This is a genomic window from Actinomycetota bacterium (assembly GCA_041658625.1).
GTDB lineage: Bacteria > Actinomycetota > JAHEXW01 > JAHEXW01 > JAHEXW01 > JBAZZW01.
This window is the reverse complement of the sequence record JBAZZW010000001.1, coordinates 394,568-417,471: the sequence shown is the minus strand read 5'-3', so window position 1 is coordinate 417,471 and position 22,904 is coordinate 394,568. Positions and strand designations below refer to the sequence as shown.

Annotated in this window: 26 protein-coding genes; 25 read left to right on the top strand and 1 reads right to left on the bottom strand. The window is 53.4% G+C overall.

The window, feature by feature from the left end; all coding sequences use genetic code 11:
- The 11 genes from WC891_01980 to WC891_01930 all read left to right on the top strand — a co-directional run bounded on the left by WC891_01980 (position 1) and on the right by WC891_01930 (position 7,417).
- The gene (locus WC891_01980; protein MFA5866724.1) at positions 1-957 is read left to right on the top strand and encodes a lysylphosphatidylglycerol synthase transmembrane domain-containing protein; all 957 of its coding nucleotides are present in this window, start codon (positions 1-3) and stop codon (positions 955-957) included.
- The gene (locus tag WC891_01975; GenBank protein ID MFA5866723.1) at positions 954-1,370 is read left to right on the top strand and encodes a C-GCAxxG-C-C family protein; all 417 of its coding nucleotides are present in this window, start codon (positions 954-956) and stop codon (positions 1,368-1,370) included. The genes WC891_01980 and WC891_01975 overlap by 4 nt, the downstream gene beginning before the upstream one ends.
- Complete coding sequence (locus WC891_01970) at positions 1,357-1,797, top strand: hypothetical protein (protein ID MFA5866722.1); 441 nt, start codon at positions 1,357-1,359, stop codon at positions 1,795-1,797. Before WC891_01975 ends, WC891_01970 begins: the two co-directional genes overlap by 14 nt.
- On the top strand, positions 1,794-2,471 hold the full coding sequence (locus WC891_01965; protein ID MFA5866721.1) for a TIGR04283 family arsenosugar biosynthesis glycosyltransferase: 678 nt from the start codon (positions 1,794-1,796) through the stop codon (positions 2,469-2,471). Before WC891_01970 ends, WC891_01965 begins: the two co-directional genes overlap by 4 nt.
- 7 nt (positions 2,472-2,478) lie before the next feature.
- Positions 2,479-3,096, top strand: a complete 618-nt coding sequence (locus tag WC891_01960) for a TIGR04282 family arsenosugar biosynthesis glycosyltransferase (protein MFA5866720.1) — start codon at positions 2,479-2,481, stop codon at positions 3,094-3,096.
- Positions 3,080-4,054, top strand: coding sequence for an arsenosugar biosynthesis radical SAM (seleno)protein ArsS (gene arsS, locus WC891_01955; protein MFA5866719.1), 975 nt, complete (start codon positions 3,080-3,082; stop codon positions 4,052-4,054). The genes WC891_01960 and arsS overlap by 17 nt, the downstream gene beginning before the upstream one ends.
- Entirely contained in the window at positions 4,051-4,329 is a 279-nt protein-coding gene (locus WC891_01950) for a hypothetical protein (protein MFA5866718.1), read from the top strand. The genes arsS and WC891_01950 overlap by 4 nt, the downstream gene beginning before the upstream one ends.
- A gap of 295 nt (positions 4,330-4,624) precedes the next feature.
- On the top strand, positions 4,625-5,302 hold the full coding sequence (locus WC891_01945; protein ID MFA5866717.1) for a hypothetical protein: 678 nt from the start codon (positions 4,625-4,627) through the stop codon (positions 5,300-5,302).
- Positions 5,245-5,658: a HEPN domain-containing protein gene (locus tag WC891_01940; protein ID MFA5866716.1), complete on the top strand. Its 414-nt coding sequence runs from the start codon at positions 5,245-5,247 to the stop codon at positions 5,656-5,658. The genes WC891_01945 and WC891_01940 overlap by 58 nt, the downstream gene beginning before the upstream one ends.
- 687 nt (positions 5,659-6,345) lie before the next feature.
- The gene (locus tag WC891_01935) at positions 6,346-6,912 is read left to right on the top strand and encodes a DUF3795 domain-containing protein (GenBank protein ID MFA5866715.1); all 567 of its coding nucleotides are present in this window, start codon (positions 6,346-6,348) and stop codon (positions 6,910-6,912) included.
- A gap of 16 nt (positions 6,913-6,928) precedes the next feature.
- Complete coding sequence (locus WC891_01930) at positions 6,929-7,417, top strand: putative immunity protein (protein MFA5866714.1); 489 nt, start codon at positions 6,929-6,931, stop codon at positions 7,415-7,417.
- 226 nt (positions 7,418-7,643) lie between these two features.
- On the opposite strand, the gene WC891_01925 is transcribed toward WC891_01930, so the two are convergent.
- Positions 7,644-8,729 carry a DUF2130 domain-containing protein gene (locus tag WC891_01925; GenBank protein MFA5866713.1) on the bottom strand — a complete coding sequence of 362 codons (1,086 nt, stop codon included), beginning with the start codon at positions 8,727-8,729 and terminating at the stop codon, positions 7,644-7,646.
- A gap of 267 nt (positions 8,730-8,996) precedes the next feature.
- On the opposite strand from WC891_01925, the gene WC891_01920 reads away from it, so the two are divergent.
- The 14 genes from WC891_01920 (at position 8,997) to WC891_01855 (ending at position 22,839) form a co-directional block, all read left to right on the top strand.
- Positions 8,997-9,530 carry a sigma-70 family RNA polymerase sigma factor gene (locus tag WC891_01920; GenBank protein MFA5866712.1) on the top strand — a complete coding sequence of 178 codons (534 nt, stop codon included), beginning with the start codon at positions 8,997-8,999 and terminating at the stop codon, positions 9,528-9,530.
- Positions 9,530-10,453 carry a DUF5667 domain-containing protein gene (locus WC891_01915; GenBank protein ID MFA5866711.1) on the top strand — a complete coding sequence of 308 codons (924 nt, stop codon included), beginning with the start codon at positions 9,530-9,532 and terminating at the stop codon, positions 10,451-10,453. Before WC891_01920 ends, WC891_01915 begins: the two co-directional genes overlap by 1 nt.
- 192 nt (positions 10,454-10,645) lie before the next feature.
- On the top strand, positions 10,646-11,386 hold the full coding sequence (locus WC891_01910) for an S-methyl-5'-thioinosine phosphorylase (GenBank protein MFA5866710.1): 741 nt from the start codon (positions 10,646-10,648) through the stop codon (positions 11,384-11,386).
- The gene (locus tag WC891_01905; protein MFA5866709.1) at positions 11,383-12,678 is read left to right on the top strand and encodes an amidohydrolase; all 1,296 of its coding nucleotides are present in this window, start codon (positions 11,383-11,385) and stop codon (positions 12,676-12,678) included. The genes WC891_01910 and WC891_01905 overlap by 4 nt, the downstream gene beginning before the upstream one ends.
- Before the next feature lie 56 nt (positions 12,679-12,734).
- A complete protein-coding gene (gene iorA / locus WC891_01900) occupies positions 12,735-14,549 on the top strand; it encodes an indolepyruvate ferredoxin oxidoreductase subunit alpha (GenBank protein MFA5866708.1) in 1,815 nt (604 codons plus the stop codon).
- 2 nt (positions 14,550-14,551) lie between these two features.
- Positions 14,552-15,151 (top strand): indolepyruvate oxidoreductase subunit beta, encoded by a 600-nt coding sequence (locus tag WC891_01895; GenBank protein ID MFA5866707.1) that lies wholly within the window; start codon positions 14,552-14,554, stop codon positions 15,149-15,151.
- Complete coding sequence (locus WC891_01890) at positions 15,144-15,569, top strand: ACT domain-containing protein (protein ID MFA5866706.1); 426 nt, start codon at positions 15,144-15,146, stop codon at positions 15,567-15,569. Before WC891_01895 ends, WC891_01890 begins: the two co-directional genes overlap by 8 nt.
- Positions 15,570-15,713: 144 nt before the next feature.
- Positions 15,714-16,889 carry an ABC transporter substrate-binding protein gene (locus tag WC891_01885; protein MFA5866705.1) on the top strand — a complete coding sequence of 392 codons (1,176 nt, stop codon included), beginning with the start codon at positions 15,714-15,716 and terminating at the stop codon, positions 16,887-16,889.
- A gap of 15 nt (positions 16,890-16,904) precedes the next feature.
- Positions 16,905-17,780 carry a branched-chain amino acid ABC transporter permease gene (locus WC891_01880; GenBank protein ID MFA5866704.1) on the top strand — a complete coding sequence of 292 codons (876 nt, stop codon included), beginning with the start codon at positions 16,905-16,907 and terminating at the stop codon, positions 17,778-17,780.
- Positions 17,780-18,757 (top strand): branched-chain amino acid ABC transporter permease, encoded by a 978-nt coding sequence (locus tag WC891_01875; GenBank protein ID MFA5866703.1) that lies wholly within the window; start codon positions 17,780-17,782, stop codon positions 18,755-18,757. Before WC891_01880 ends, WC891_01875 begins: the two co-directional genes overlap by 1 nt.
- The gene (locus tag WC891_01870; GenBank protein ID MFA5866702.1) at positions 18,744-19,511 is read left to right on the top strand and encodes an ABC transporter ATP-binding protein; all 768 of its coding nucleotides are present in this window, start codon (positions 18,744-18,746) and stop codon (positions 19,509-19,511) included. The genes WC891_01875 and WC891_01870 overlap by 14 nt, the downstream gene beginning before the upstream one ends.
- Complete coding sequence (locus WC891_01865) at positions 19,504-20,223, top strand: ABC transporter ATP-binding protein (protein MFA5866701.1); 720 nt, start codon at positions 19,504-19,506, stop codon at positions 20,221-20,223. Before WC891_01870 ends, WC891_01865 begins: the two co-directional genes overlap by 8 nt.
- Before the next feature lie 8 nt (positions 20,224-20,231).
- On the top strand, positions 20,232-21,533 hold the full coding sequence (locus WC891_01860; GenBank protein ID MFA5866700.1) for a phenylacetate--CoA ligase: 1,302 nt from the start codon (positions 20,232-20,234) through the stop codon (positions 21,531-21,533).
- A gap of 1 nt (position 21,534) precedes the next feature.
- The gene (locus WC891_01855; protein MFA5866699.1) at positions 21,535-22,839 is read left to right on the top strand and encodes a phenylacetate--CoA ligase; all 1,305 of its coding nucleotides are present in this window, start codon (positions 21,535-21,537) and stop codon (positions 22,837-22,839) included.
- Positions 22,840-22,904 lie beyond the last annotated feature (65 nt).

Here is a 22,904-nt window from a genome sequence, read left to right as displayed (position 1 = left end):
ATGAAAAAACGGTATGCGTCAGGCGGAACTATAATAAGAATCGCGGTCAGCCTTGTCTTGCTGGCAATTATTACCCTCAAGATTAACTGGGGCAAGGCAATTGATTTAGTGCGGCATTCCGACTATTTATGGTGGATTATCGCCATGTTGATAACAGTTGGCGCCGTTATCCTGAGCGCTTATAAATGGCAACTTGTCTTAACATCTCAAGGCGTCAAAACCCCGTTGACAAAACTTGTGTCTTCTTATTTTATCGGGTTGTTTCTTAATAATTTCCTGCCGACCAGCATGGGTGGCGATGTGTTCAGGGCCTATGATGTGGCGAGTTTGTCAGGGGAGTCGCACAAGGCGGTGGCCTCGGTAATATCCGAACGAGTCTTGGCGACGGCGACGCTGGCGGCTACCGCGTTAGCGGGATTGATCTTCGGATTCCGCATTGCCGGCAAGTTTGCCTGGCTGGTTGTTGCCTTTAGCGCCGGCTGCGCCTTTCTTGTTTGGGCATGTCTGGATATCAGGTGGGTTGGATATTTAGCGCGGCGAATTCCGTTAATCAACACCGAGAGAATCAGATCGAAATTGGAGGAGTCCAGAGAGGCACTGCAAGCGCCCATCCGCAATAAGGGGATACTGGTTAACGTGTTGCTGCTCTCTTTTGTCTTCCAAATTGTCGTAGTGATTGTTAATCTAGCCGTTTTCAAGGCCTTAAGAATCGAAGCGAGCTTCATTTATCTCTTAATCTTCGTGCCGATTATTAGCGCCGTTTCTATGTTGCCGGTTTCGATAAACGGTCTTGGGGTGCAACAAGGTGCGTCGGTCGTGCTGTTCGGGGCAATCGGTTTGACGTCGACTCAAGCGACGGCGCAATCGCTTGGATTTCTCATTGTTGTGACGCTGGTCAGCATACCAGGGTGGTTTCTACTGATTCTGCGACGAGCGCAAAAAGAGGCTGCCATATGATTGGTAAGGGTGATATTGCTTACGAAAGGGCGCTTATCTACTTCAGGGAAGGCCATAATTGCGCGCAATCCGTTATCATGGCCGTATCTGACGCCGAAGGCGAGGAAGTGCCGCTAGAATTAATCACGGGGACGGCCGGTTTTAGCGGAGGCATCGGTTTTTCCGGCGACGCGTGCGGATCCGTTAGCGGCGGCGTCATTGCCATGGGAGTCTTTTTAAGCCGAAAAGGCGTGAAACAAGAAGCGATACCGAAGGCCGGCGCGCGATTTCTGCGATGGTTTAAGGAGGAATTTGGCGTCTCGAATTGCTATGAATTAAGAGAAGGCAAATCGTTTAGGAGCACCAAAGGCAAGTGTGGCGAATACACGGCCAGAACTGCCAGAAAGGTGGTAGACATCATTGAAAGTTATTAAGCGGTTGGATTCTTTTGTCATTCCGTTTTCTTTAGCGGCAATCGGAGGATTTGATATCGCTTGGACGCTTATGAAGAATCCGAGGATCGACATGGCCTTTAATACCGGTCTCATGATTCCGGCAGGGCTATTGATCGGGTTACTCGTCGGAGGAGCAAAGGCTTGGTTCGGTTTTAGAATACCGAGGTCAATAACAATCGCCGCGCTAGTGGCGGTGGGATTGTTCAGCATTATGCCGTTCTTGCAGATTATGATAAATCCGCACGCGGCTTCCATAGTCGTGCCGATTTTGATACGCGACGGGCTTATGGCGCGGGGTATAAATTCAGCCGTGTTTCTGTGGGCGGCGTTCCTATTTCTTGTCTCTAGCTTGACGTGGTCCGTGTTTTACTTAGTTCGGCAGCGCGAAAGTGCAGTCAAAGAATGATTTCCATCATTATTCCTGTCTTAAACGAACAACAAACTTTGTCAAGACTATTGCCTGAACTGGCAAAAAGGAACGCCGCGCACGAGGTGATTATCGTAGACGGCGGCAGCACAGACGGTTCGGCCGAACTGGCCGGGCAGTATGGTATTACCATCAAAGCTAAACAAGGTCGCGCGGCTCAAATGAACGCCGGGGCGGAAATCGCCCAAGGCGACATCCTTCTTTTCTTACATGCCGACACGACGTTACCGGTTGGCGCGCTGCCAGCAATCGAGCAGGCGTTGACAGAGAATAGCGTGATCGGCGGTCGCTTCAGGGTGAATCTGGATGACCGCAGGATGAGATTCCGCGTTATCGGCGCGATGATAAACATTCGTGACGGCATAACCAAAGGATTCACGGGCGACCAAGCGATTTTCGTGCGCCAGAAAACGTTTAACGAATTAGGTGGATATGCCGCGGTGCCGCTGACGGAGGATTTGGACCTGGCGCGCCGGTTGCGGCGCCACGGCCGGGTGGTAAGAATCCCGCTAGCCGTTGAGACGTCCGCCCGCCGATGGAAAGAGAACGGAACACTGCGGACGGTTCTGCTGATGTGGAAGATTAGGCTCTATTATTTGCTGGGTGTGCCGCCTTCGCGGCTGGCGGATATGTATTCGGGAAAGGGGCGCTAGCGAAATAATGCAGTCAATTGGATTATTCGCGAGATATCCGACTCCAGGCCGGGTCAAAACACGCCTAGCTGCTTCAGTGGGAAACGATGAAGCCGCGGCCGTTTATAAGGAATGCGCTGAACTATCGGTAGCGGCCGCGAGGGAGGCAATAAACGTAAAACGGTATGTTTTCTGCTCCGATGGTGATGATATCAGTTTGATGACGGAATGGATCGGTCCCGGTTTCGAATATCTGGCGCAGGACGGAATCGACTTAGCCGGGCGGCTGGATAGTGCTCTGGCGTTTATGTTTAGCGATGGCGCGGATAAAGCTATAGTCGCCTCGACCGACACGCCGGATTTGTCGGCCGATATTATAAACAAGGCATTGGAGGCGCTGGCCGCGAAAGACATTGTGATCGGCCCGGCGCGTGATGGAGGGTATTACCTGATCGGAATGAAACAGAGAAGACCCGAGCTCTTTCAGAACGCGGTTATGGGAACGGATACAGTTCGCCGGGAAGCGGAACAGCGCGCGGCCGCGCACAACCTTAGCGTCGCGGTCCTTGGCGAGTTGCACGATATTGACACGATAGCCGACCTTGAGGCGTGGAGAAAAAGGGGGAGAGATGAGCGCGTTTTATGACGCATTAGAACGGCACAGTATTCTGATAAGACCCCTTGGAATCAGCGTTCTTCAAGTAAATATTACCAGGCGCTGCAACCAGGCCTGCCGTCATTGCCATGTTAACGCTTCACCTGCCCGCACCGAGGAGATGGATGACAAGACGATCGAGCGTTGCTTAGCGGTTTTGAGGGCTCACGAAGAGATCTCGGTTCTGGATATAACCGGCGGGGCTCCCGAGTTGCACCCTCGTTTTGAACATTTGGTTTCGCGGGCTACCGATATCGGCAAGCACGTAATTGTCCGGCATAATCTGACGGTCTCAGCGGATGCGTTCAAGTATGTCGGCCGCGATATGACATATCTACCCCGGTTCTTCGCGGATAACGGTGTCGAGCTGATGGCGTCCTTACCTTGCTACGGCCATAAAAACGTCGACGCTCAACGGGGTGAGGGTGTCTTTGATAAAAGCATCGCGGCTCTGTGTAACTTAAACGAAATCGGCTATGGTGTGACTGGAACAGGTTTGATATTGAACCTAGTGTATAATCCATCGAATGCTGTTCTGCCGGGATTACAAGCGAGCCTCGAAGAAGCGTACCGCAGCGAGTTACTAAAATCCTACGGAATCAATTTTAACCACCTCTACACCATGGCTAATGTGCCGATTAACCGCTTCGCGGACCAGCTTGCCGCAGATGGCTGTAGTGAGGAATACGCGAAATTGTTGCGGAAGGAGTTCAACCCCAAGGCCGCGGAACATGTTATGTGCCGATGCCAAATCAATGTGGGATATGATGGACGGTTGTTTGACTGCGATTTCAACCAGATGCTTGAGATGGGCGTCGGAATAGAAAGCAGCGCGACCATAGACAGTTTTGACTATGACACCCTAATGAAGAGACAAATTAGATGTGCCGAACATTGCTTTGTTTGCACGGCGGGAACGGGTAGCTCTTGTTCGGGGCAAATCACATGATCAGGAAGCTATACCTTGTTATCGCTATCGTGACACTTGCTTGCTTGATTATCGTCGCGACCGTATCGGCAGTCGCCTATACCAACTATGCACGGCACTCCGCTTCAGTACGCGCCGCGGAGTCTGCCAAGCAAGCCAAGACGCTAGAACAGAATCGTGACAAATCGAACCAAGCTACGCCAACCACAATAAGCGAAGAGGAAGTAAGCGAGGAAAGCTCCGACGATTGTTGCGGCGGCGGCGGCGGCGGCGCCAGAACAAGCTCCCTGCCCTAGGAAATGAGATAGTCCGTTATGGGAATTCCCTCTGCACCAACTAGGACTTTCTTTGCCGATTAATTCTCGTGCATGGTGGATCAAAAACAAACGTGACGATCAGGAACAACATCTAGATGTTAAGAATCAAGACCTAACCCCATCTACTTACTCGAGAATGCGTCCTGTAAGACACTGCTCCTTAAATTAATCTCTTGAATCAGGCGGATGAAAACTATAGACTTATAAGTGTCTATGATAGTAGACATATGTGTCAATAAGTATACATATGGATTAAAAAGGAGACATCACTGACATGCATATTAATAAACCACTAAACAATGTGCTGGGCAACGAGACTCGCATAGAGATATTGCGCACTTTCTTTAAGTATCCTGGAGAATTTACGGGAAGACAGGTGGCAAGATTGTGTGAGCTTCCACACGCGACGGTTCACAAACAATTAGATGTCCTAAGTAATAGCAAGGTTCTTTTGAATAAGCATGTTGCCCGCAGCAAAATATATTCTCTGAATCGAGATAGCGTGCTTTATTCGGTTCTTGAAAATCTTTTCAAGCAGGAAAGCACAGTTCGTCAGACAATCAAATCACAAGTAGAGGAATCAATTAAGGAAAACCAACGATTGCGTAATGATCTTGTGCATGCCTCAATTTACGGCAGCATGATCGCTGGTAAGGAATCAGTAGATAGTGACATCGATGTTTTTCTCGTTCTTAAGGACGCATACGATCATGAAAATCTGGACAGGTGGAAGGATCAGATAAGAACGACAATAACAACGATAAGCGGAACACAGATGCATCCTTTTACTGAGACAATATCTCACCTGCCCAAGCTCAACAAGGCGACAAAGCAAGGCATAATGCAAAACTCCGAACTAGTTTATGGAAAGACCTTGGATGACATGGAGAAGAAATGGCAAAGAAATCAAAAACAAGAGCGACAGCCCCAGGTGCCGAAAAGATCTTCTTGATCAAAGCCGAGAACTTCTTAAAAGCAGCCCAAGAGGCAATCGAGAAGAGAAATTGGGATCCAGCTGCGAGCGCAGGAATACACGCAATAATAAATAGCTGCGATGCAATGTCAGCAAAGTTTCTTTCTTATCGTCATGCTGGCTCCGACCATTTCGGCGTCCTCGATGTTGTGGCGCAGCTTCCCTTGGCTGACAAGGATGAGCTCAAGAAAATTAAGCGAAGGGTAGCGCGATCGCTAGATTCGAAAAACGACGTCGAGTATGATGACTATCTCGTAAGAGAGGGACCGGCCAAGCAAATAGTCTCCGATGCTGAAGCTATCTTATCGTGGGCCCTCAAACACATAAAACCTTAATCGCAAAGACACTAACAGTCTTCATATGCTGAATCCTGAGTGTGCGAAAAACGTACAACCCAGGGAGCCAAAAACCGAAGTCAGAAACCCAAACCTAAAAAGCATCATCCTGGGGCGCCCTGCAAGTCTACCGCAGCCTGCCTGCCGGCAGGCAGGGAACCGACACGTGAACAGTCATCCTGGGATTCGATCCACTAAGTCGAATCGCAGGAACTCAGACGTTGCTTTCGCTCCAGCTATAATCGTACCCGGAAGACAGAAACAATAACTGCCGGCAAATTCTCGTGCATGGTGGATCAGAAACGAGAACCGAAACAAGTCTCGTGTCGTTCCGTCATTGCCTGCCTGCGGTAGGCAGGCGAGGAGCCATCAATATTCTTCGAGAGAGCGTAGCGAATCGAGAAGCGCGGCGACGAAGCAACCTCCCAGGAAACATGAAACCCAGGATCGAGGCTCCCACCCACACCTCAGTCTAGACTCGCGGAAAAGGTCGCTCGATTTATTATCAAATACTCTCCTTTACCGCATTCTCGAATATTCGAGAATGCGGTAATAGGTGGACACATTCCCGGGAATGTGTCCACCAAGTGCGCTCATAAGCAATCCCCATTTCATAAACCCCAAATTGACACGAACCTTTCCTTTAATTACACTGGCGGCAGGTTCGGGCTTCTTATCACTTATTGGATGTGGGTTATGGACATCAAATATCCTCAAATCGGAGTCTGCGGATTGTCGTGCAGGTTTTGCCCGCGGTATCACACTGACGGCTTTAGCAGATGTTATGGCTGTAAGACAGAATCACGGATGGGCGCGGGGTGCCCCTTTATCACCTGTGCCGTTAAGAAGAAGGGCATCGAATTCTGCTGGGACTGCGAGGAAGGTGAAAGTTGTCAGAAATGGCTGAAGCATCGAGAGCTCGGGAAGCTGTACGACTCATTCATCTGCTACCAGGGGCTTGAAGAAAACATACGGACGGCCAGTGAGAGCGGCGTCGAGAGTTTTGTGAAGTCGCAAATTGCCAAAGAGAAGTTTCTGGAACGGATGCTGGATGAATTCAACGAAGGCCGTTCGAAAAGCTACTACTGCATTGCGGCCACGGTTATGACTACTGAGGATTTAAAAGAGGGGCTCGCCAGGGCCGCAGAACTCTCTAAAGACCTGGACATTAAGGATAAATCGAATGCCCTTCACGCGGCGCTTGACGAAATAGCGGCTCGAAAAAACTACTGCTTGCGATTGAGGAAGCATTAATGAAGCCTGGTGAGAAATAATAAAAAAGCCAAAATTCTCCCTTACGCAACACAAAGACGAGCGAATTCTAGAGCTTGTCGGAAAGACCGACCATAAAATCTTAGCCGTCTGGGCAATTGATTGCGCCGAGCGTGTCATGCCGTACTTTGAGGAAAGATATCCGGAAGACCATCGTCCTCGTCAAGCTATCGAAACACTCAAGACATGGATAAATACAGGCGTGTTTAAGATGGCTGTTATACGCAAAGCTTCGCTTGATTCCCACGCTGCCGCTCGTGAAGTAGGGGAAGATAATTCGGCCTGCTATGCCGCCCGCGCCGCGGGCCAAGCGGTGGCGACAGCGCACGTTCCCACTCATTCTGTTGGCGCCGCGATTTATGCTTTGCAGGCAATTTTTAGAGCCTCAAGCTCCTCTGACACCGATGCTGCCGTAGCCAAAGAAAGCGAATGGCAATACCGTCACTTGCTTGAATTAATAAAGAATAAAGACTCGGCTGTTACGTAAGGGTGATGGCGCTGTTGCCGGACGCCGTAGGATGACGATTCTCTGGCTGCCTCCTTGCCTAAACGGAAACCATAACCTAAAAGCGTCATCCTGGGGCTGCTGGTTTGTGCAGCCGCAGGAACTGAGGCGCTACTTTCACTCCAGGAAAAATCGTGCATGGTGGATCAAAAACCAAAACAAAAAGCCTCTGGGACTGGAGTCCCACTTCACCCTGAAAAAGGAAAGTCTACGCTTCTCCCTCTTCCAGTTCTTTCATCTCGAGGGCTTCGATTTGGGGTAGGGAAGTGCCGATTATGCCCTGGAGGTCGCCGTACATGCCGACTGTATTGGCGACTACGCGATCGATCTGTTTATCGCGTTTGGCCCATTGAGCCTGGGTGGCTCGCTTTTCCTTCTCAAGGTCTTCTTTCATGGTCGTGAAAGCCTCGACTATTGCCTCAACCTTTTGCCTGAATTCAGTGCCCGATAGGTAGTTGTAGATGGCTTCCATTTTCTCGTTCTTACCGACCGCGGCAAGTCTCGCCATCGCGACTTCCTCGAGACCGGCTCGGATAGCGACTGCCAGACCTATGGCGGACGCATAGTCGGTTACCCAGATTCCTTTATATGGACCGAAGTTCTTAATCTCTTTTGGCAATACCACCGTCATGATTATCGCTATGTCTGCGTTGACGGCTCTTTGGTCGTCTTTAAGTTTTGTAACCCAGCCCTCGGTCCATGCCTTTGTCTGTTTGGATTCCCACATTATGGAGCCGCATTCTTGTCCCACACGATTCTTAATTGTCTGGATAACATCTGCTCCGGATACGCCCTTGGCAACAGGCTTGATGTCGTCCAAGGGAAAATTCGCTTTGAGGATTTCTTCCAGCTCGAGCTCGACCACTTCGCCTTGGGTTTGCATAGAACCCTGTTCAGCCTTGCGCTTTAACTCTTCAATCTGCGTAGTCATATCGCTGATCTTCTTATCTTTTTCTAAAGCTTTTTGTCTGTAGGCCTCGTCGGCTTTTCTCTGCGCCTCTAAGGCTATCTTGTCGCGTTCTTCATCGAGCTTGCGTGCCATTTCTAGTTCTGTGGACTTGGCTTTATCCACTAGTTCACGTTGCTTCTTGCGCAGCTCTAGTTCTTGATTGGCAAGCTCTTTGACCTTCTCGTCCTTTTCTTTGAGTCGTTCCTCAAGGTCTTGCATGGTTAGGGCCGCGTCTTCCTTTGCTTTCTTGTTGGCTTCTTCTGAAATGCGTTTCTTCTCAGCCTCCAGTTGCTGCAAAGACTCTTGCTCGAAATGCTTTTTCGCGGCCGCAATCTCTTCTTTCATTTGAGTGGAATATGCTTCTGATAATGGAAATTCATGGCCACACTTAGGGCAGGTAATTGTTTGATCAGACATGACTAACCTCCAAGGACACAAACATTTGTTCGATACATTCTAGACTACCATAATGGTAAAGCTCTGTTAAGACCGATTGTATGGCATGAGCGTGGGCGATAGCTAGTGAGGTGCGCCGGCTTAGCTTACGATAAAGAAATGCCGATAAAGGAGTATCGTTTTCCCCGTAATGTTCGTAATAAAGGGTGGGACGCCATGGACGACAAACTGAATCAGCTTATCGACAGGGCGAGGAATCTTGACAGAAACGCGTTCGGCGAGATCTACGAGTTATATGTCGACGGCATTTACCGTTACGTTTTTTACCGGCTGTTTGACAAGAAAGACGCCGAGGACGTGACCGAGGAAGTCTTCATCAAGGCCATGAACGGCATCGCCGGATATCAGGCCGACAAAGGCTCTTTCACCGGATGGCTGTACGGGATAGCCCGAAATACCGTGATCGACTACTTCAGATTGGTGCGCCGGGAAACGGCGGTAGTCGAAGCGGCAGCCGCCCGGCGGACGGAAAAAGCCGGCGATGAAACGGATGCCTTTGTGGTCGAGATGATCAGGCAGGCACTGGGCGACTTGACTGAGGAGCAGAGAGAAGTGATTGTTCTGCGGTTTTACGCGGGTCTGAAGATCAGCGAGATTGCCGAACACATGGACAAGCCGGAAAGCGCGATTAAAGCCCTGCAAAGGCGGGCTTCGCTCAAACTGGCGAAGTCTTTGGGAGGCGAGTGGTGATGCCAAAGACGAATAAGAACACAATGTTGGACGATGCTTTTAACGATTGTTTGGATATGCTCGGGAACAAAGGAACGTCGCCAACAGAATGTCTGGCAAAGTATCCCGAGATGAAAAAGGAATTGGAGCCGGCGCTCACGGCGGCTTTATCAATGAAGAGCGGGCCGGCCGTCGCGCCGGACAATGCCTACCGGGCGCGCGTCAAAGAACGAATGGTGACCACCCGCGCGCCCGGTAAGAAACACGCTTTCGTCCCAGGTCGGTTTCTGTATAGAGTGACCGCGGCGACGGTTGCTTTCGCTTTAGTCTTGGGCGGTGTGGGTTACGCGTCTACGGACAGCCTGCCCGACAGTCCGCTGTATCCGGTCAAACAGCTGATCGAGAAGATCCGGCTAGCGGTGACGACGGATAACCAGGCCGAGGTCGAACTGCACCTGCAGAACGCGGAAGAGCGTCTGGCCGAAGCGGACGCCATGGCCGAAGAGGGCAAAACCGAGGAGGCGCGCCAGGCTTTGAACGAAATGATGAAAGAGATGCGCGCCGCATATAAGCTGGCTGGAATGGTGCCGGGCCACGACAGGGAAATCCTGCTGGCGAAATTCGCCGTCATATCCCAGCGGCATATGCTGGTGCTGGAAGGGGTCCTTGAGCGGGCTCCGGATTCGGCCAAACCGGCAATCGAGCGGGCGATCACGGACTCGCAACGCGGCTTAGACAAAGCCTCCGAAGCGGTTATGAAGCAGGAGAAAGAGCGCGAGCAGGAGACGGAGCGTGAGGAAGAGCGAAACGCGGAAGATGAAGAAAACACCGAGGCTAAGGAATCCGGCAAATCAAACGGGCAAGGCCAGGATAAAGGCTCCTACACTGGCCAAAGCAATAAAAACAAGAATTCAAACACAAACACAAACACAAACAAGAACTAGTAGAACCCCAGGCGTCAGGAAGACGCTTGAAGCGCGCCTTCCTGACGCCCTCCATTCGCATCCCGCATAAATATCTCCGGCAAGAATAAATCCTTTGAAGTGTTGCCACAGCTAGCGTAAACAGGGCGTTTTCGGTAAGATATATGCCTATGCTATGCCCGCGAAACGCGTTTTTCATAGTGGAGGCTTAATTTGACTCTGGCGATAATCGGCGGCACCGGTCTGGAAAAGGCTGCCGGAAGTCTCGATAAAAGACAAGATGAAACGGTCAGGACGCCGTACGGCGAGGCCGCTCTGGTTCGCGGCCGGTGGGGCGGCGGCGAAATCATCTTCCTGGCTCGCCACGGGCTGAATCACGACATTCCGCCGCATCTCATCAACTACAGGGCAAATATACGGGCGCTTAAAGGCGCCGGCGTTACGCATATCCTGGCCGCCGCCGCTGTCGGTTCGCTGAAAAACGAGATCAGCCCCGGCGATTTTGTCCTGCTAGACGATTTTATTGATTTTACCAAGACGCGCGCTTCAACGTTTTCGGGCGAGGGAGCGCTGCTTAAACACACCGATGAGACTGAACCTTACGACGGCACTCTCAGGCGACTTCTTCTGACCGCGGCTACGGAAAAGGGCATCGAATTGCATAGAAACGGCACCTATGTCTGCACGGAAGGACCTCGTTTTGAGACGCCGGCGGAGATCAGGATGTTTAGAACGCTCGGCGGCGACGTCGTCGGTATGACCGGCGTCCCGGAGGTCGTCCTAGCCAACGAGCTGGAGATTCCGTATGCTTCAATGGCCGTCGCGACCAACTACGCCGCCGGCATGGCCGGACATGATCTCACTTATAAAGAATGCGCGGATGTTATGGAAAAATGGCTGGCGACTCTCTTGGACCTCTTCCTTAAGGCAGCAGCGACAGGGAAGCTACTGTGAGCAGGTATCTAGTAAAAGGCGTAACAGCCGTCACCATGAACGACGAAGCGGATATCCTGAAAGACGCCGATATCTTGGTTGACGGAGACAAAATCGCGGGCCTGGGCGCGAGCGGTTCTTTGGCGGCAGGCGGCGCGGAGGTAATCGACGGCCGCGGCAAAGTGGCGCTGCCGGGGCTGATCAACGCTCATACGCACTCGGCCATGACGCTGCTGCGAGGATATGCCGATGATATGCCCCTGCAGGAATGGTTGGAGACCAAGATCTGGCCGCGCGAAGCGTTCTTGCGTGAGGGCGACGTTTACGACGGCACGATGCTGGCCGCGGCAGAGATGATCAAGGGCGGTACGACGTGTTTGGCCGACATGTATTTCGCGGCGGACGAAATCGCCTCAGCGGTAATGGACAGCGGCCTGAGAGCCAGCGTGTGCGGCGTCGTCCTCGGATTCTTGCCGAGCGTTGACGAAGACCTGGAGAAAGCGGCTCGTTTTATTGGCGAATGGCAAACCAGAGAGGATCGCGTTACCGGCGTCTTCGGGCCGCACTCCCTTTACACCTGCGATGAAAACATACTAAAAAGGATTGCCGAGCGGGCGCGCGAATTGAAGGCCGGGGTACACACCCACCTTCTGGAAACTCGCACGGAGCGCGACGAGATCCTCAAACTGAACAACAAACAACCCTTTGACATTCTTAAAGACACCGGGCTCTTGGGTCTCCCGCTTCTGGCGGCGCATTCGGTTTACTTAACTGACGAAGAAACGGACCTGGCCGCCGTCGCCCCTTATACGGCGGCGCATACCCCGGGCAGCAATCTCAAACTGGCCAGCGGTATCGCGCCGGTTTGGGATTTTATGCAACACAATATCGATATGGCGCTGGGCACCGACGGGGCGGCCTCCAACAACAACCTGGATATGTTCGAAGAAACCCGCCTGGCGGCGCTTATCCATAAAATCGAGACTTTCGACGCGACCATGGTTTCCGCATATCAGGCTCTACATATGGCCACGCGGGGCGGGGCGCAAGCGGTCGGTATGGCGGACAAAATCGGCCGTCTGACACCCGGTTTTAAAGCTGATATCATACTTGTCGATACCAACAAACCGCATCTGACGCCTCAGCACAGTGTCGTCGCGAATCTTGTCTATAGCGCCGGCGCGGCCGATGTTTCGGACACAATGGTCGACGGCCGCTGGCTAATGCGAGATAGAATACTTGAATCGATGAACGAATCCTCGATTCTAAAGAGCGGCCGGGAAACCGCGGCCGACCTTATCAAACGTAAATAATCTCTGATTCTCCGATTAATCGGAGAATCAGAGTGATTGATGAAAAAGGGGGCTTTATGGAACGCGTTCTCATGTCGGGAAACGAGGCGCTCGCGCGAGCAGCCTGGGAAGCGGGCGTAACGGTCGCCTCCGGATATCCGGGCACGCCTTCGACGGAGATTCTGGAAGAGCTCGTCAAATACGACGAGGTCTATGCCGAATGGGCCCCCAACGAAAAAGTAGCATTCGAGACCGGGATCGGCGCGTCCATCGCCGGCGCCCGGGTGCTCGTGACGATGAAGCAAGTCGGCCTTAACGTTGCCGCCGACCCGCTATTTACTTTCTCATATACCGGGGTTAACGGCGGATTTGTCTTTGTTAACGCCGACGACCCGCAGCTTCATAGCTCCCAGAACGAACAAGACAACCGGCATTACGCGCGGGCGGCGAAGATTCCGATGCTTGAGCCGGCCGATTCCGGCGAAGCCAAAGACATGCTGATTCGCGCCTTCGAGATTTCGGAGGAATTCGACACCCCGGTCATGCTGCGGACGACGACGCGGATCTCTCATTCCAAATCGATCGTTGCCTTAGGCGAACGAACCGAAGTTAGCAATAAACCATACAAAAAGCGGTTCGATAAATACGTCATGTTGCCGGGCAATGCGATGAAAAGACACGTTTTTGTCGAAGAACGCCTCCGGCGCCTGGCCGAATACAATGAGGCGAGTGATCTCAATTCCGTTATAGAGGGCAGTTCGAAAATGGGAATAATCGCGGCGGGCGCCGCTCACACATATGCTGTTGAGGCGTTTCCCGGGGCCAGCCACTTGAAACTGGGGATGACCTACCCGCTGCCGGTCGAGACGATCAAATCTTTTGCCGCCACCGTTGACCAATTGTTCGTTGTCGAAGAGCTCGACCCATTCCTGGAGGACCAGATCAAAGCCATGGACATCGTATCGTCGCGTCACCGCTGGTGGCGTCCGGTTATTGGCAAAGCGGTTCTGCCGATGGTCGGCGAGCTAAACCCGGATATCGTTTATCTCGGTCTAACCGGCGCCTACGCCTTGGCCAAAGATCTGGCCAAACCCGGTTTGGCCGCCGCGCTTGAGACCAGCGACAAACTGGCCGGTTCCTTCTCGGATGTTTCGATGCGGCCGCCTGTCATGTGCGCCGGCTGTCCTCATCGCGCCGTCTACTATGTTCTGAAAAGGCTCCGAGCGATTGTCAACGGCGACATTGGCTGTTACACCTTAGGCGCGCTGCCGCCCCTATCTGTTCTGGACACACAGCTTTGCATGGGTACCGGCGCCACCGTCGTACACGGTTTCGGCCAGGCCGATCCGGCGTTCAAGAAAAAGGCCGTCGGCGTCATCGGCGATTCGACCTTCATCCACTCGGGGATAACCGGGCTGATCAACAATGTCTATAACGGAGGGCAGAATACCATCATCATTCTGGATAACCGGATCACCGCGATGACCGGGCGCCAGCATCACCCGGCAACCGGCCGCACCCTTAAAGGTACGCCTGCCCACGAACTTGATTTCGAGAAGCTTGGCAAGGCCGTAGGCGTCGCGTCCGTCCGGGTCGTCGATCCTTACGATGTCGAAGAAACGGAGAAGGTAATTAAAGAAGAGATGAAAAGAGAAGCGTCTTCGTTGATTATCGCCAGGCGGCCCTGCTTGCTGACGGAACGGTTCAGCGAACCGCCCTATGTCATCGACCGAGAGAAATGCAAGGATTGCGGCGCCTGCATAAATATCGGCTGCCCCGCGATCGCCCGCATCGACGGTCTGCCGCAAATCGACGAGACCGTCTGCGTCGGCTGCGCCCTCTGCTTCAAAGCCTGCAAGTTCGACGCGATCTCACAAAAGAAGGAGGGATAGTCATGGCCGGAAAGACAACTGATAGGATTACCGACATCCTCATCGTCGGCGTTGGCGGCCAGGGCATCCTCCTATCGGCCGATATCCTGGCCAGGCTGCTCGTGGATAATGGTTACGACGTTAAGCAAGCGGAGATCCACGGGATGAGCCAGCGGGGCGGTTCGGTTCATTCGATGGTCCGCTTCGGCAAGAAGATCGAATCTCCGCTAATCAGCCGGGGTGAGGCCGATTACCTTTTGGCTTATGAGGAACTGGAGGCGCTGCGCTGGGCGCCGTTTGTCCGCCCGCGGGGAACGGTTATCGTTAATACTCAAAGGATCGCGCCGGCTCCGGTCGCGTTGGGCGTAGCCGCTTATCCTGACGACCCGGTTGGCCGGCTTAAATCCACTTTCAAGAAGACTTTGGTTGTTGAAGCCAATAAACTGGGGAAGAAGGCCGGGAATGTCCGCGCCGCCAATATGGCTATGCTGGGAGCCCTGGCCTCCGGCCTGCCTTTCGATAAGAAACAATGGATCGAGACGATTACCGGGCGTGTTCCGCAAAAAACTCTGGAGATAAACCTAAAAGCTTTCGAACTCGGCTGGGAGGTAAAGAATGTCTGATTACGTTATCAAGCAATTATCCGTCTTTATGGAGAACAAACCGGGCCGGTTAACTGAGATCACCGAAGCCTTAGGGAAGGACGGCATCAACATCCGCGGCTTTTCCGTCGCCGACATGGCTGATTATGGCATCTTCCGGCTGATTGTGGCCGACGCCGACAAGGCTAAGAAGGTCCTGGACGACCTGGGATTCACGGCCAAGGAGTCGGACGTCATCTGCGTTAATGTACCGGATAAACCGGGCGGCCTGGCCGGTATCCTTAAAGTTTTTTCTGAGCACGAGATTAGTGTAGAGTATATGTACGTAATAGCTGATACAAAGATCGCCTTCAGCGTTGAAAACATCGACAAAGCGGTCGAAGCGCTGACTGGCGCCGGTATGCCTTTGTTGTCTCAGGCTGATATTTCGGCGCTTTAAATTTCGCGGCCTGTGCGAGGGACGCTTTTGATATACGGCTGATAAACGAGAAGACCAGGGATTTCGACGTTGGCTGGCAACGTCTTTAATTACTCCCCTAAGTATTTTGATGGTCATCTTGGAACAACGTAAAAAGGAGGAAGAATGAGCAGAAAGGTTGTACGCCTGCTGGCGCTGTTCGCGCTGGCGGGGCTGGTCCTGGCCGGTTGCACGACGACCACGGAAAAGCCGCCAACGGAAACAAAGAAAGAGCCGTACAAGATCGGCGCCATCCTCTCAGTGACAGGCGCGAACGCGCCTTTGGGCGAGGCTGAGAAGAAAGCGTTGACCTTGGAGGTAGACAACATCAACAAGAGCGGCGGCGTAGACGGCCACCAGCTCGAAATGGTGCTGGAGGACGACGAGTCCGATACGGCCAAAGCGGTCGCGGCCGTTAACAAGCTGATTCAGGTGGATAAGGTCATTGCCATTATCGGCGGGACGGGAACCGGAACATCGATGGGGATCAAGCCGATCCTGACATCCAAGAAGGTTCCGTTTCTCTCTGTAGCGGCCGGAAACATCATCACCGACACGGACAACAAATGGACGTTCCGCGCGCCGGCCAAGAACGCTATAGCGGCCGAAGCGGCGCTGGCTTACATTGAGAAGACCTTGAAGGTAAAGAAGATCGCCGTTCTTTACGACTCCAATCCGTTCGGCCAGGACGGCATCGACACGATTACCAAGGTTGCGCCTAAGAAGGGCATGACAGTCGTCGCCCAGGAGAAATATGAGACGACGGCGGCAGATGTCACGGCGCAGTTAACCAACATCAAGGCCGCGAATCCTGAAGTCGTTGTCGTTTGGGGCACCAACCCGATACCGGCTAAAGCGGCGCAGACGATGAAACAGCTTGGCATGACGCAGCCGTTTATCGGCAGCCACGGCATCGCCAACGCCAAGTTCATCGAGCTGGCAGGCGACGCCGGCAACGGCGTTGTTTTCCCGGCCGGCAAGATCACGATCCCGTCTTCGATCACGAATGCCGCGCAGAAAAAGGCCGTGGACAAGTTCATCAAGGACTACAAGGCCAAGTACAACAACGAAGCGCCGAATACGTTCGCGGGTCACGCTTATGACGCGCTATATATTTTGACCGGCGCGTTGAAGAAATCGGGAGCGGATAAAACCAAGCTCCGCAATGAAATCGAGAAGACCAAGGGATTCGCGGGTCCGGATGGAATCTATACCTATTCGACCACGAATCACGACGGTTTGAAGATCACCGATCTTGTTATGATCAAGATTGAAAACGGGAAGTGGACACAAGCCAAATAAGGACGGGGAAACAAGCTGGCAAGTAAACTGCTTCAGTTTGTCATCACGGGGCTTGCCAACGGAGCCATATATGCCCTGATCGCTTTGGGCTTTACGTTGATTTATAACGCCCGGCAGATCATCAACTTCGCCCAGGGCGAGTTTGTGGTCATCGGCGGTCTGGCTGCATACATGTTTTACGCTACGCTGCATCTGCCGCTGCCGTTGGCCGTGATACTGGCGGTTCTGTCGGTAACGCTTCTCGGAATCGCGTTCGAGCGGTTGGTTGTGTTCCCTTTGAGGAACGCCGCGGCTATGTCGTTGATCATCGCGACCATCGGCATGTCCATACTGCTTAGAACGTTGGCTATGTTGATTTGGGGCAAGGAGGCTCTCTCCTTGCCCCATTTCTTCGGGGACAAACCTTATGTCTTCCTGGGCACGACGATCCTGCCTCAACAGTTGTTCATTATCGGACTTACCGTTCTCATCGTAACGGCCATGCAACTATTCTTCCGGTTTACGGTTACCGGAAAGGCCATGCTGGCCAGCTCCATGAACTCCTCGGCCGCGCGGCTGATGGGCATTAACAGCTCCCGGATGGTCATGTATTCCTTTGCTTTCTCGGCCGCCTTGGGCGCGGTCGCCGGCGTGGCCATCGCGCCGCTCGTTATGATGAGCTTCAACTCCGGCGCGGGCTTAGGGATCAAAGGATTCAGCGCCGCCATTCTGGGAGGCTTGGCCAATCCGCTTGGTTCGGTCCTCGGCGGATTCGCCCTTGGTTTAATCGAATCACTAGGCGCGGGCTTGATTTCCTCGGCTTTCAAGGAGGCCATTGCGCTCATCGTCCTCCTGGCCGTGTTGCTTATCAAACCCAGCGGCGTCTTTGGGAAAGTGGGCATGAGGCGATAATGAAGCTCAATCGGAATAGTCTCATGCTGATGGGGGGACTGGCGGCCCTTTTTCTTCTTTTAGCCGTGCTGCCGTTGTTCCTCGACGATTTTCTCTTAACCATCTGTATCTTCATCGGCATAAACGTCATCATAGTGTTCGGCTTGTCGCTTCTCTTGGGCTATGCCGGACAAATCTCGCTCGGCCACGCCGGTCTTTACGGGTTGGGCGCTTATACCAGCGCGATCCTGTCGACGAAACTGCATCTTAATCCGTTCCTGACCATAATTGCCGGGGCAATCTTAGCTGGCCTGGCCGCCTATATAATCGGCTTGCCGGCCCTCAGGTTGCGAGGCCACTATCTGGCCATGGCGACATTGGGCGCCGGCATAATCATTCAGATATTTCTTGTCGAACTCATCGGACTTACGGGCGGCCCGGCGGGGATTTCCATGATTCCGCCCTTCAACGCCGGCAAATTCGTGTTTGACACAAATACATCATTCTACTATCTAGTCCTGGCGGCGGTTCTCCTGTCTCTGATCCTGTCGCTGAATCTTGTCCGGTCGCAGAAAGGCCGGGCGCTAAGGGCTATGCATCAGAACGAGATCGCGGCCGCATCAATCGGCATTAACATTGAACGTCAGAAAATGATCATATTCACCCTCAGCGGTGTTTTCGCCGGCCTGGCCGGCGGTCTGTACGCCCATTACGTAACCTATATCAGCCCGGACACGTTCGGTATCGCTTTATCGATCAGCCTGGTCATCATGGTTGTTATCGGCGGCAGTGAAAACCTGCTGGCGGCGGCGCTGGGAGCGGTTCTGGTGACCGCGATTTCGGAATATTTCCGGCAATATCAGGACTGGAGCCTGTTCTTCTTCGGCGCGACTTTGGTTTTGGTGATGATCTTCGCGCCGCGCGGATTGTTTGTCGAGCTCGTGATGTTGGGCAAGAGGCTGACTCGAAATCTGGTGAAGCGCGATGAGCCTGCTTAAAGTCGAGGGCTTATCTAAGGCATTTGGCGGCGTCACGGCGGTTCAAGACCTGACTTTTTCGGTGTCGGCGGGTCAGATTAAATCCGTTATCGGACCGAACGGTGCGGGTAAGACAACGGTCTTCAACCTCATAAGCGGTGTTTTGAAGTCGGACGCAGGCCATGTTGAATTCAAAGACCGGGAATTGGGGATACTGAAGCCTCATAAGCGGGCGCGCCTCGGTTTGTCGCGCACATTCCAGAATACACTCCTGTTTGACGAAATGACCGTGGAAGAGAACGCCATGGTCGCCAGTGAAGCTCGTACCCGTCTATCGGTTTGGACGTATATGTTGCGGTTGCCCGCCGTTTGGCGTACGGAAAGGGACAGGCGGGAAACGGCGCGCCAAGCGTTGAAAATAGTCGGCCTGGTCGAGAAATCGAGAGAAGAGGCTGGAAATCTGCCGGCCGGTGAAAGGCGCCTTTTGGAGATAGCGCGGGCTCTGGCGGCTACCCCGGAACTAATCATGCTGGACGAACCGGCCGCCGGACTGAATAATGCCGAGACGGACCTCCTGAAAAGCGCTATCCGGAAGATAAGGGACCAGGGCATAACCATATTGCTAGTTGAGCACGATATGGGTCTGGTTATGGACGTATCCGACGAGATTGTTGTGCTGGACCAGGGCGAGAAGATTGCCGAGGGGCCGCCCTTTCTCATCCAAGAGGACGAAAGGGTAATCGAAGCTTACTTAGGGAGCGCCGACGATGCTTAAAATCGAACGGCTGGTTGCCGGTTACGGCCATGTCGTAGCTTTAAAAGGCGTCGACCTTGAGGTCAAACAAGGCGAAATCGTCACGGTTATAGGGGCCAACGGTTCCGGTAAGAGCACGCTTCTGAAAACCGTTTCCGGCCAGCTAAAACCGCAAAGAGGGAAAGTGGAATTCGAGGGTGTGAACATCACGGGCCGGCCGGCCGAGAAGGTCGTCACAGCGGGTTTAAGCCTTGTTCCCGAAGGCAGGCAGCTGTTCCCTGATATGTCTGTTCGCGAGAACCTGGAGATGGGCGGCTATGTCTTTTTGAAACGCCGCCGCCGCGCCGCCTTTGACGAGCAGCTGGCTTTCGTTCTCGACCTATTCCCCGTTTTGGCGGAAAGGACAAACCAGCCGGCCTCGACGTTAAGCGGCGGGGAGCAGCAAATGTTGGCCGTAGGCCGGGCTTTGATGAGCCGGCCGCGTCTGTTGATGCTGGACGAGCCGTCGATGGGACTGGCGCCGAAAGTCATTAAATCGATTTTTAGCGCTCTGGACAGGCTCAATAAAGAAGGGTTGACTATATTGCTCGTTGAGCAGGATGCTAATATAGCGCTTAATATCGCCGACCGCGGTTATGTATTCCAGACAGGTCAATGTGTCATGGACGATACGGGACAGAATCTTCTGAACGATCCGGCGGTCAAGGAAATCTACTTTGGGAAGAAGATATAGGGGGGCGCATGGGTAGAATCTGGAATCCCGAATATGAACAGATGCCGCGGGAGAAACTTAGGGAGCTGCAGTTGCAGCGCCTGCAATGGGTCGTTAAATGGGCTTACGAAAGGGTACCCGCTTATCAGCAGAAATTCGACGCCGCCGGCCTGAAACCGAAAGACATCCGGTCGCTTACCGACCTGGCCAAAGTGCCGTTTACATCGAAAGACGAACTCAAAGAAGACTATCCGTACGGTTTCTTCGCGCTTCCGATGAGCAAGATCGTCCGTATTCATTCAACTTCGGGTACGACCGGGACGCCTGTCGTCGTCGGTTACTCGCGAGGCGACCTTAATACCTGGTCGGAGCTGGTGGCTCGCCTCATTACGGCCGCCGGTGTTACCGAGGACGATTTGGCCCAAGTCTCCTTCGGTTACGGCATGTTTACCGGAGGTTTCGGATTGCATTACGGGCTGGAACGCGTCGGCGCGGCTGTTCTGCCGGCGTCCACCGGCAACACAGAACGGCATGTTCAGATCATGCGCGATTTCGGCACGACGTTGTTGATCGGCACGCCGACGTACGCGCTTCATCTGGCTGAGGTCGCCGCGGGAATGAATATCGACATCCGGGAACTTCCTTTGAGAGTCGGGATGTTTGGCTCCGAGCCCTGGAGTGAAGGTATGCGTCAGGAAATCCAGCAGCGTATGGGTATCCTGGCAACTGACAACTACGGGCTGACCGAGGTAATGGGGCCGGGTGTGGCCGGCGAGTGCGAGCACCAGAACGGCTTGCACTTCAACGAGGACCATTTCATCCCGGAAATAATCAATCCCGAAACCGGACAACCGGCCGCGGCGGGAAAGAAAGGCGAGCTGGTCATAACCACCTTGACCAAAGAGGGATTTCCAATGATCAGGTACCGAACGCGGGATTTGACTTACCTCATCGACGAGCCTTGCGCCTGCGGCCGGACGCTTATTAAGATGGCCAGGGTTCTCGGCCGGACCGATGACATGCTTATAATCAAGGGCGTCAACGTCTTTCCGTCGCAGATCGAACAGGTCTTAACGGAAATCGAGGGCGTTGAGCCTCAGTATCAGATAATCCTTAAAAAGAAGGGCGTCTTGGATGACATTGAGGTTAATGTGGAAGTCCGCGAGGATGTTTTTCCCGACGCCATGCGGAAACTTGTTGAATTCGAAAGGGAAATCGAGAGCCGTCTGCAGACGGCTCTGGGTATATTCGTTAAAGTCAAACTGGTCGAGCCGAAGTCCATCGAGCGGACCGGAGGCAAAGCCCAACGGATAGTGGACAGGAGGGACTGACATGCTGTGGGACGAGAAACACGAAGCCATGAGCCGGGAAGACCTGGAGAGGCTGCAGTTTGCGAGGCTGAAAGACACGCTTGAGCGCGTCTACGGCAATGTCCCGTTCTATAAAGCGCAGTTCGATGAGGCCGGCGTCAAACCGGATGACATAAAGAACCTGGCCGACTTGACCAAAGTCCCGTTTACCACGAAACAAGACTTGCGGGATAATTACCCGTTCAAGCTGTTTGCGGTTCCTCGCGACGATGTCGTGCGGGTGCACGCGTCGTCGGGGACGACCGGCCAGGTAACCGTGGTCGGCTACACCCGGAAAGATATCGACGAGTGGGCCGGGTTGATTGCCAGATGCCTTGTATCTTGCGGGGCCGGTAAAAGCGATACGATGCAGATTGCCTACGGCTACGGACTTTTCACGGGCGGTTTGGGATTGCACTACGGCGTGGAGAAACTGGGCGGCATGGCTATCCCTATGTCCGGCGGCAACACCCAGCGGCAAATCAAGGTTATGCAGGATTTTGCGGCGACGGTTTTATGCTGCACCCCTTCATATGCCCTTCATTTGGCGGAAGCCGCAGCCGAGATGGGCGTGGATATCCGCAAGCTTCCGCTTAAGATCGGAGTCTTCGGGGCGGAACCGTGGAGCGAAAGCATGCGGAAGCAGGCCGAAGAAAAGATGGGCATCGACGCGTTCGATATTTATGGTCTGTCTGAAGTCTTAGGGCCTGGCGTGTCCTGCGAGTGTTCGGCCAAGAACGGTTTGCATGTTTTCGAGGATCACTTCATTCCGGAGATCGTTAATCCGGAAACGGGTGAGCGGATGCCGGAAGGGGAGCCCGGGGAACTGGTCTTTACCTCCTTGATGAAGGAGGCGACCCCGGTTATCAGATATAGGTCAAAAGACATTACGAAGCTGAGTCACGAGCCTTGCACCTGCGGCCGGACGCACGCCCGGATGGCCCGCGTTTTCGGCCGTTCCGACGATATGCTGATCATCCGGGGTGTAAACTTCTTCCCGTCCCAGGTTGAGGATATCCTGGTTGCCATCGAGGGCGTCGAGCCTCATTACCAAATAGTCGTTGACCGGTCGGGGGTTATGGACGACGTCGAGGTCCAGGTCGAGGTCGCGCCGGATATATTCTCGGACGAGATTAAGGTGCTGGAAAGGCTGGAGAAGAAGATCTCCGCCGCGATCCGGGATGAGCTGGGGATAGGCGTTACGATAAAGCTGGTCGAACCGAAGTCCATCCAGCGCAGCGAAGGCAAAGCCAAACGCGTCGTCGACAAACGCGACCTGAAGAAGTAGAGGCGGAAGTGACGACAGAGACCATAGAGAGAAGACGAACGTAAAATATTAATTCCTCTCCCCTG

Coding starts and splice junctions, on each gene's coding strand:
- WC891_01945 (MFA5866717.1), top strand. CDS start 4,625: ATGCATATTAATAAACCACTAAACAATGTGCTGGGCAACGAGACTCGC.
- WC891_01960 (MFA5866720.1), top strand. CDS start 2,479: ATGCAGTCAATTGGATTATTCGCGAGATATCCGACTCCAGGCCGGGTC.
- WC891_01975 (MFA5866723.1), top strand. CDS start 954: ATGATTGGTAAGGGTGATATTGCTTACGAAAGGGCGCTTATCTACTTC.
- WC891_01870 (MFA5866702.1), top strand. CDS start 18,744: ATGAGCCTGCTTAAAGTCGAGGGCTTATCTAAGGCATTTGGCGGCGTC.
- WC891_01875 (MFA5866703.1), top strand. CDS start 17,780: ATGAAGCTCAATCGGAATAGTCTCATGCTGATGGGGGGACTGGCGGCC.
- WC891_01885 (MFA5866705.1), top strand. CDS start 15,714: ATGAGCAGAAAGGTTGTACGCCTGCTGGCGCTGTTCGCGCTGGCGGGG.
- arsS (MFA5866719.1), top strand. CDS start 3,080: ATGAGCGCGTTTTATGACGCATTAGAACGGCACAGTATTCTGATAAGA.
- WC891_01935 (MFA5866715.1), top strand. CDS start 6,346: ATGTGGGTTATGGACATCAAATATCCTCAAATCGGAGTCTGCGGATTG.
- WC891_01865 (MFA5866701.1), top strand. CDS start 19,504: ATGCTTAAAATCGAACGGCTGGTTGCCGGTTACGGCCATGTCGTAGCT.
- WC891_01860 (MFA5866700.1), top strand. CDS start 20,232: ATGGGTAGAATCTGGAATCCCGAATATGAACAGATGCCGCGGGAGAAA.
- WC891_01920 (MFA5866712.1), top strand. CDS start 8,997: ATGGACGACAAACTGAATCAGCTTATCGACAGGGCGAGGAATCTTGAC.
- WC891_01895 (MFA5866707.1), top strand. CDS start 14,552: ATGGCCGGAAAGACAACTGATAGGATTACCGACATCCTCATCGTCGGC.
- WC891_01915 (MFA5866711.1), top strand. CDS start 9,530: ATGCCAAAGACGAATAAGAACACAATGTTGGACGATGCTTTTAACGAT.
- WC891_01950 (MFA5866718.1), top strand. CDS start 4,051: ATGATCAGGAAGCTATACCTTGTTATCGCTATCGTGACACTTGCTTGC.
- iorA (MFA5866708.1), top strand. CDS start 12,735: ATGGAACGCGTTCTCATGTCGGGAAACGAGGCGCTCGCGCGAGCAGCC.
- WC891_01890 (MFA5866706.1), top strand. CDS start 15,144: ATGTCTGATTACGTTATCAAGCAATTATCCGTCTTTATGGAGAACAAA.
- WC891_01855 (MFA5866699.1), top strand. CDS start 21,535: ATGCTGTGGGACGAGAAACACGAAGCCATGAGCCGGGAAGACCTGGAG.
- WC891_01965 (MFA5866721.1), top strand. CDS start 1,794: ATGATTTCCATCATTATTCCTGTCTTAAACGAACAACAAACTTTGTCA.
- WC891_01940 (MFA5866716.1), top strand. CDS start 5,245: ATGGCAAAGAAATCAAAAACAAGAGCGACAGCCCCAGGTGCCGAAAAG.
- WC891_01980 (MFA5866724.1), top strand. CDS start 1: ATGAAAAAACGGTATGCGTCAGGCGGAACTATAATAAGAATCGCGGTC.
- WC891_01925 (MFA5866713.1), bottom strand. CDS start 8,729: ATGAAAGAAGAGATTGCGGCCGCGAAAAAGCATTTCGAGCAAGAGTCT.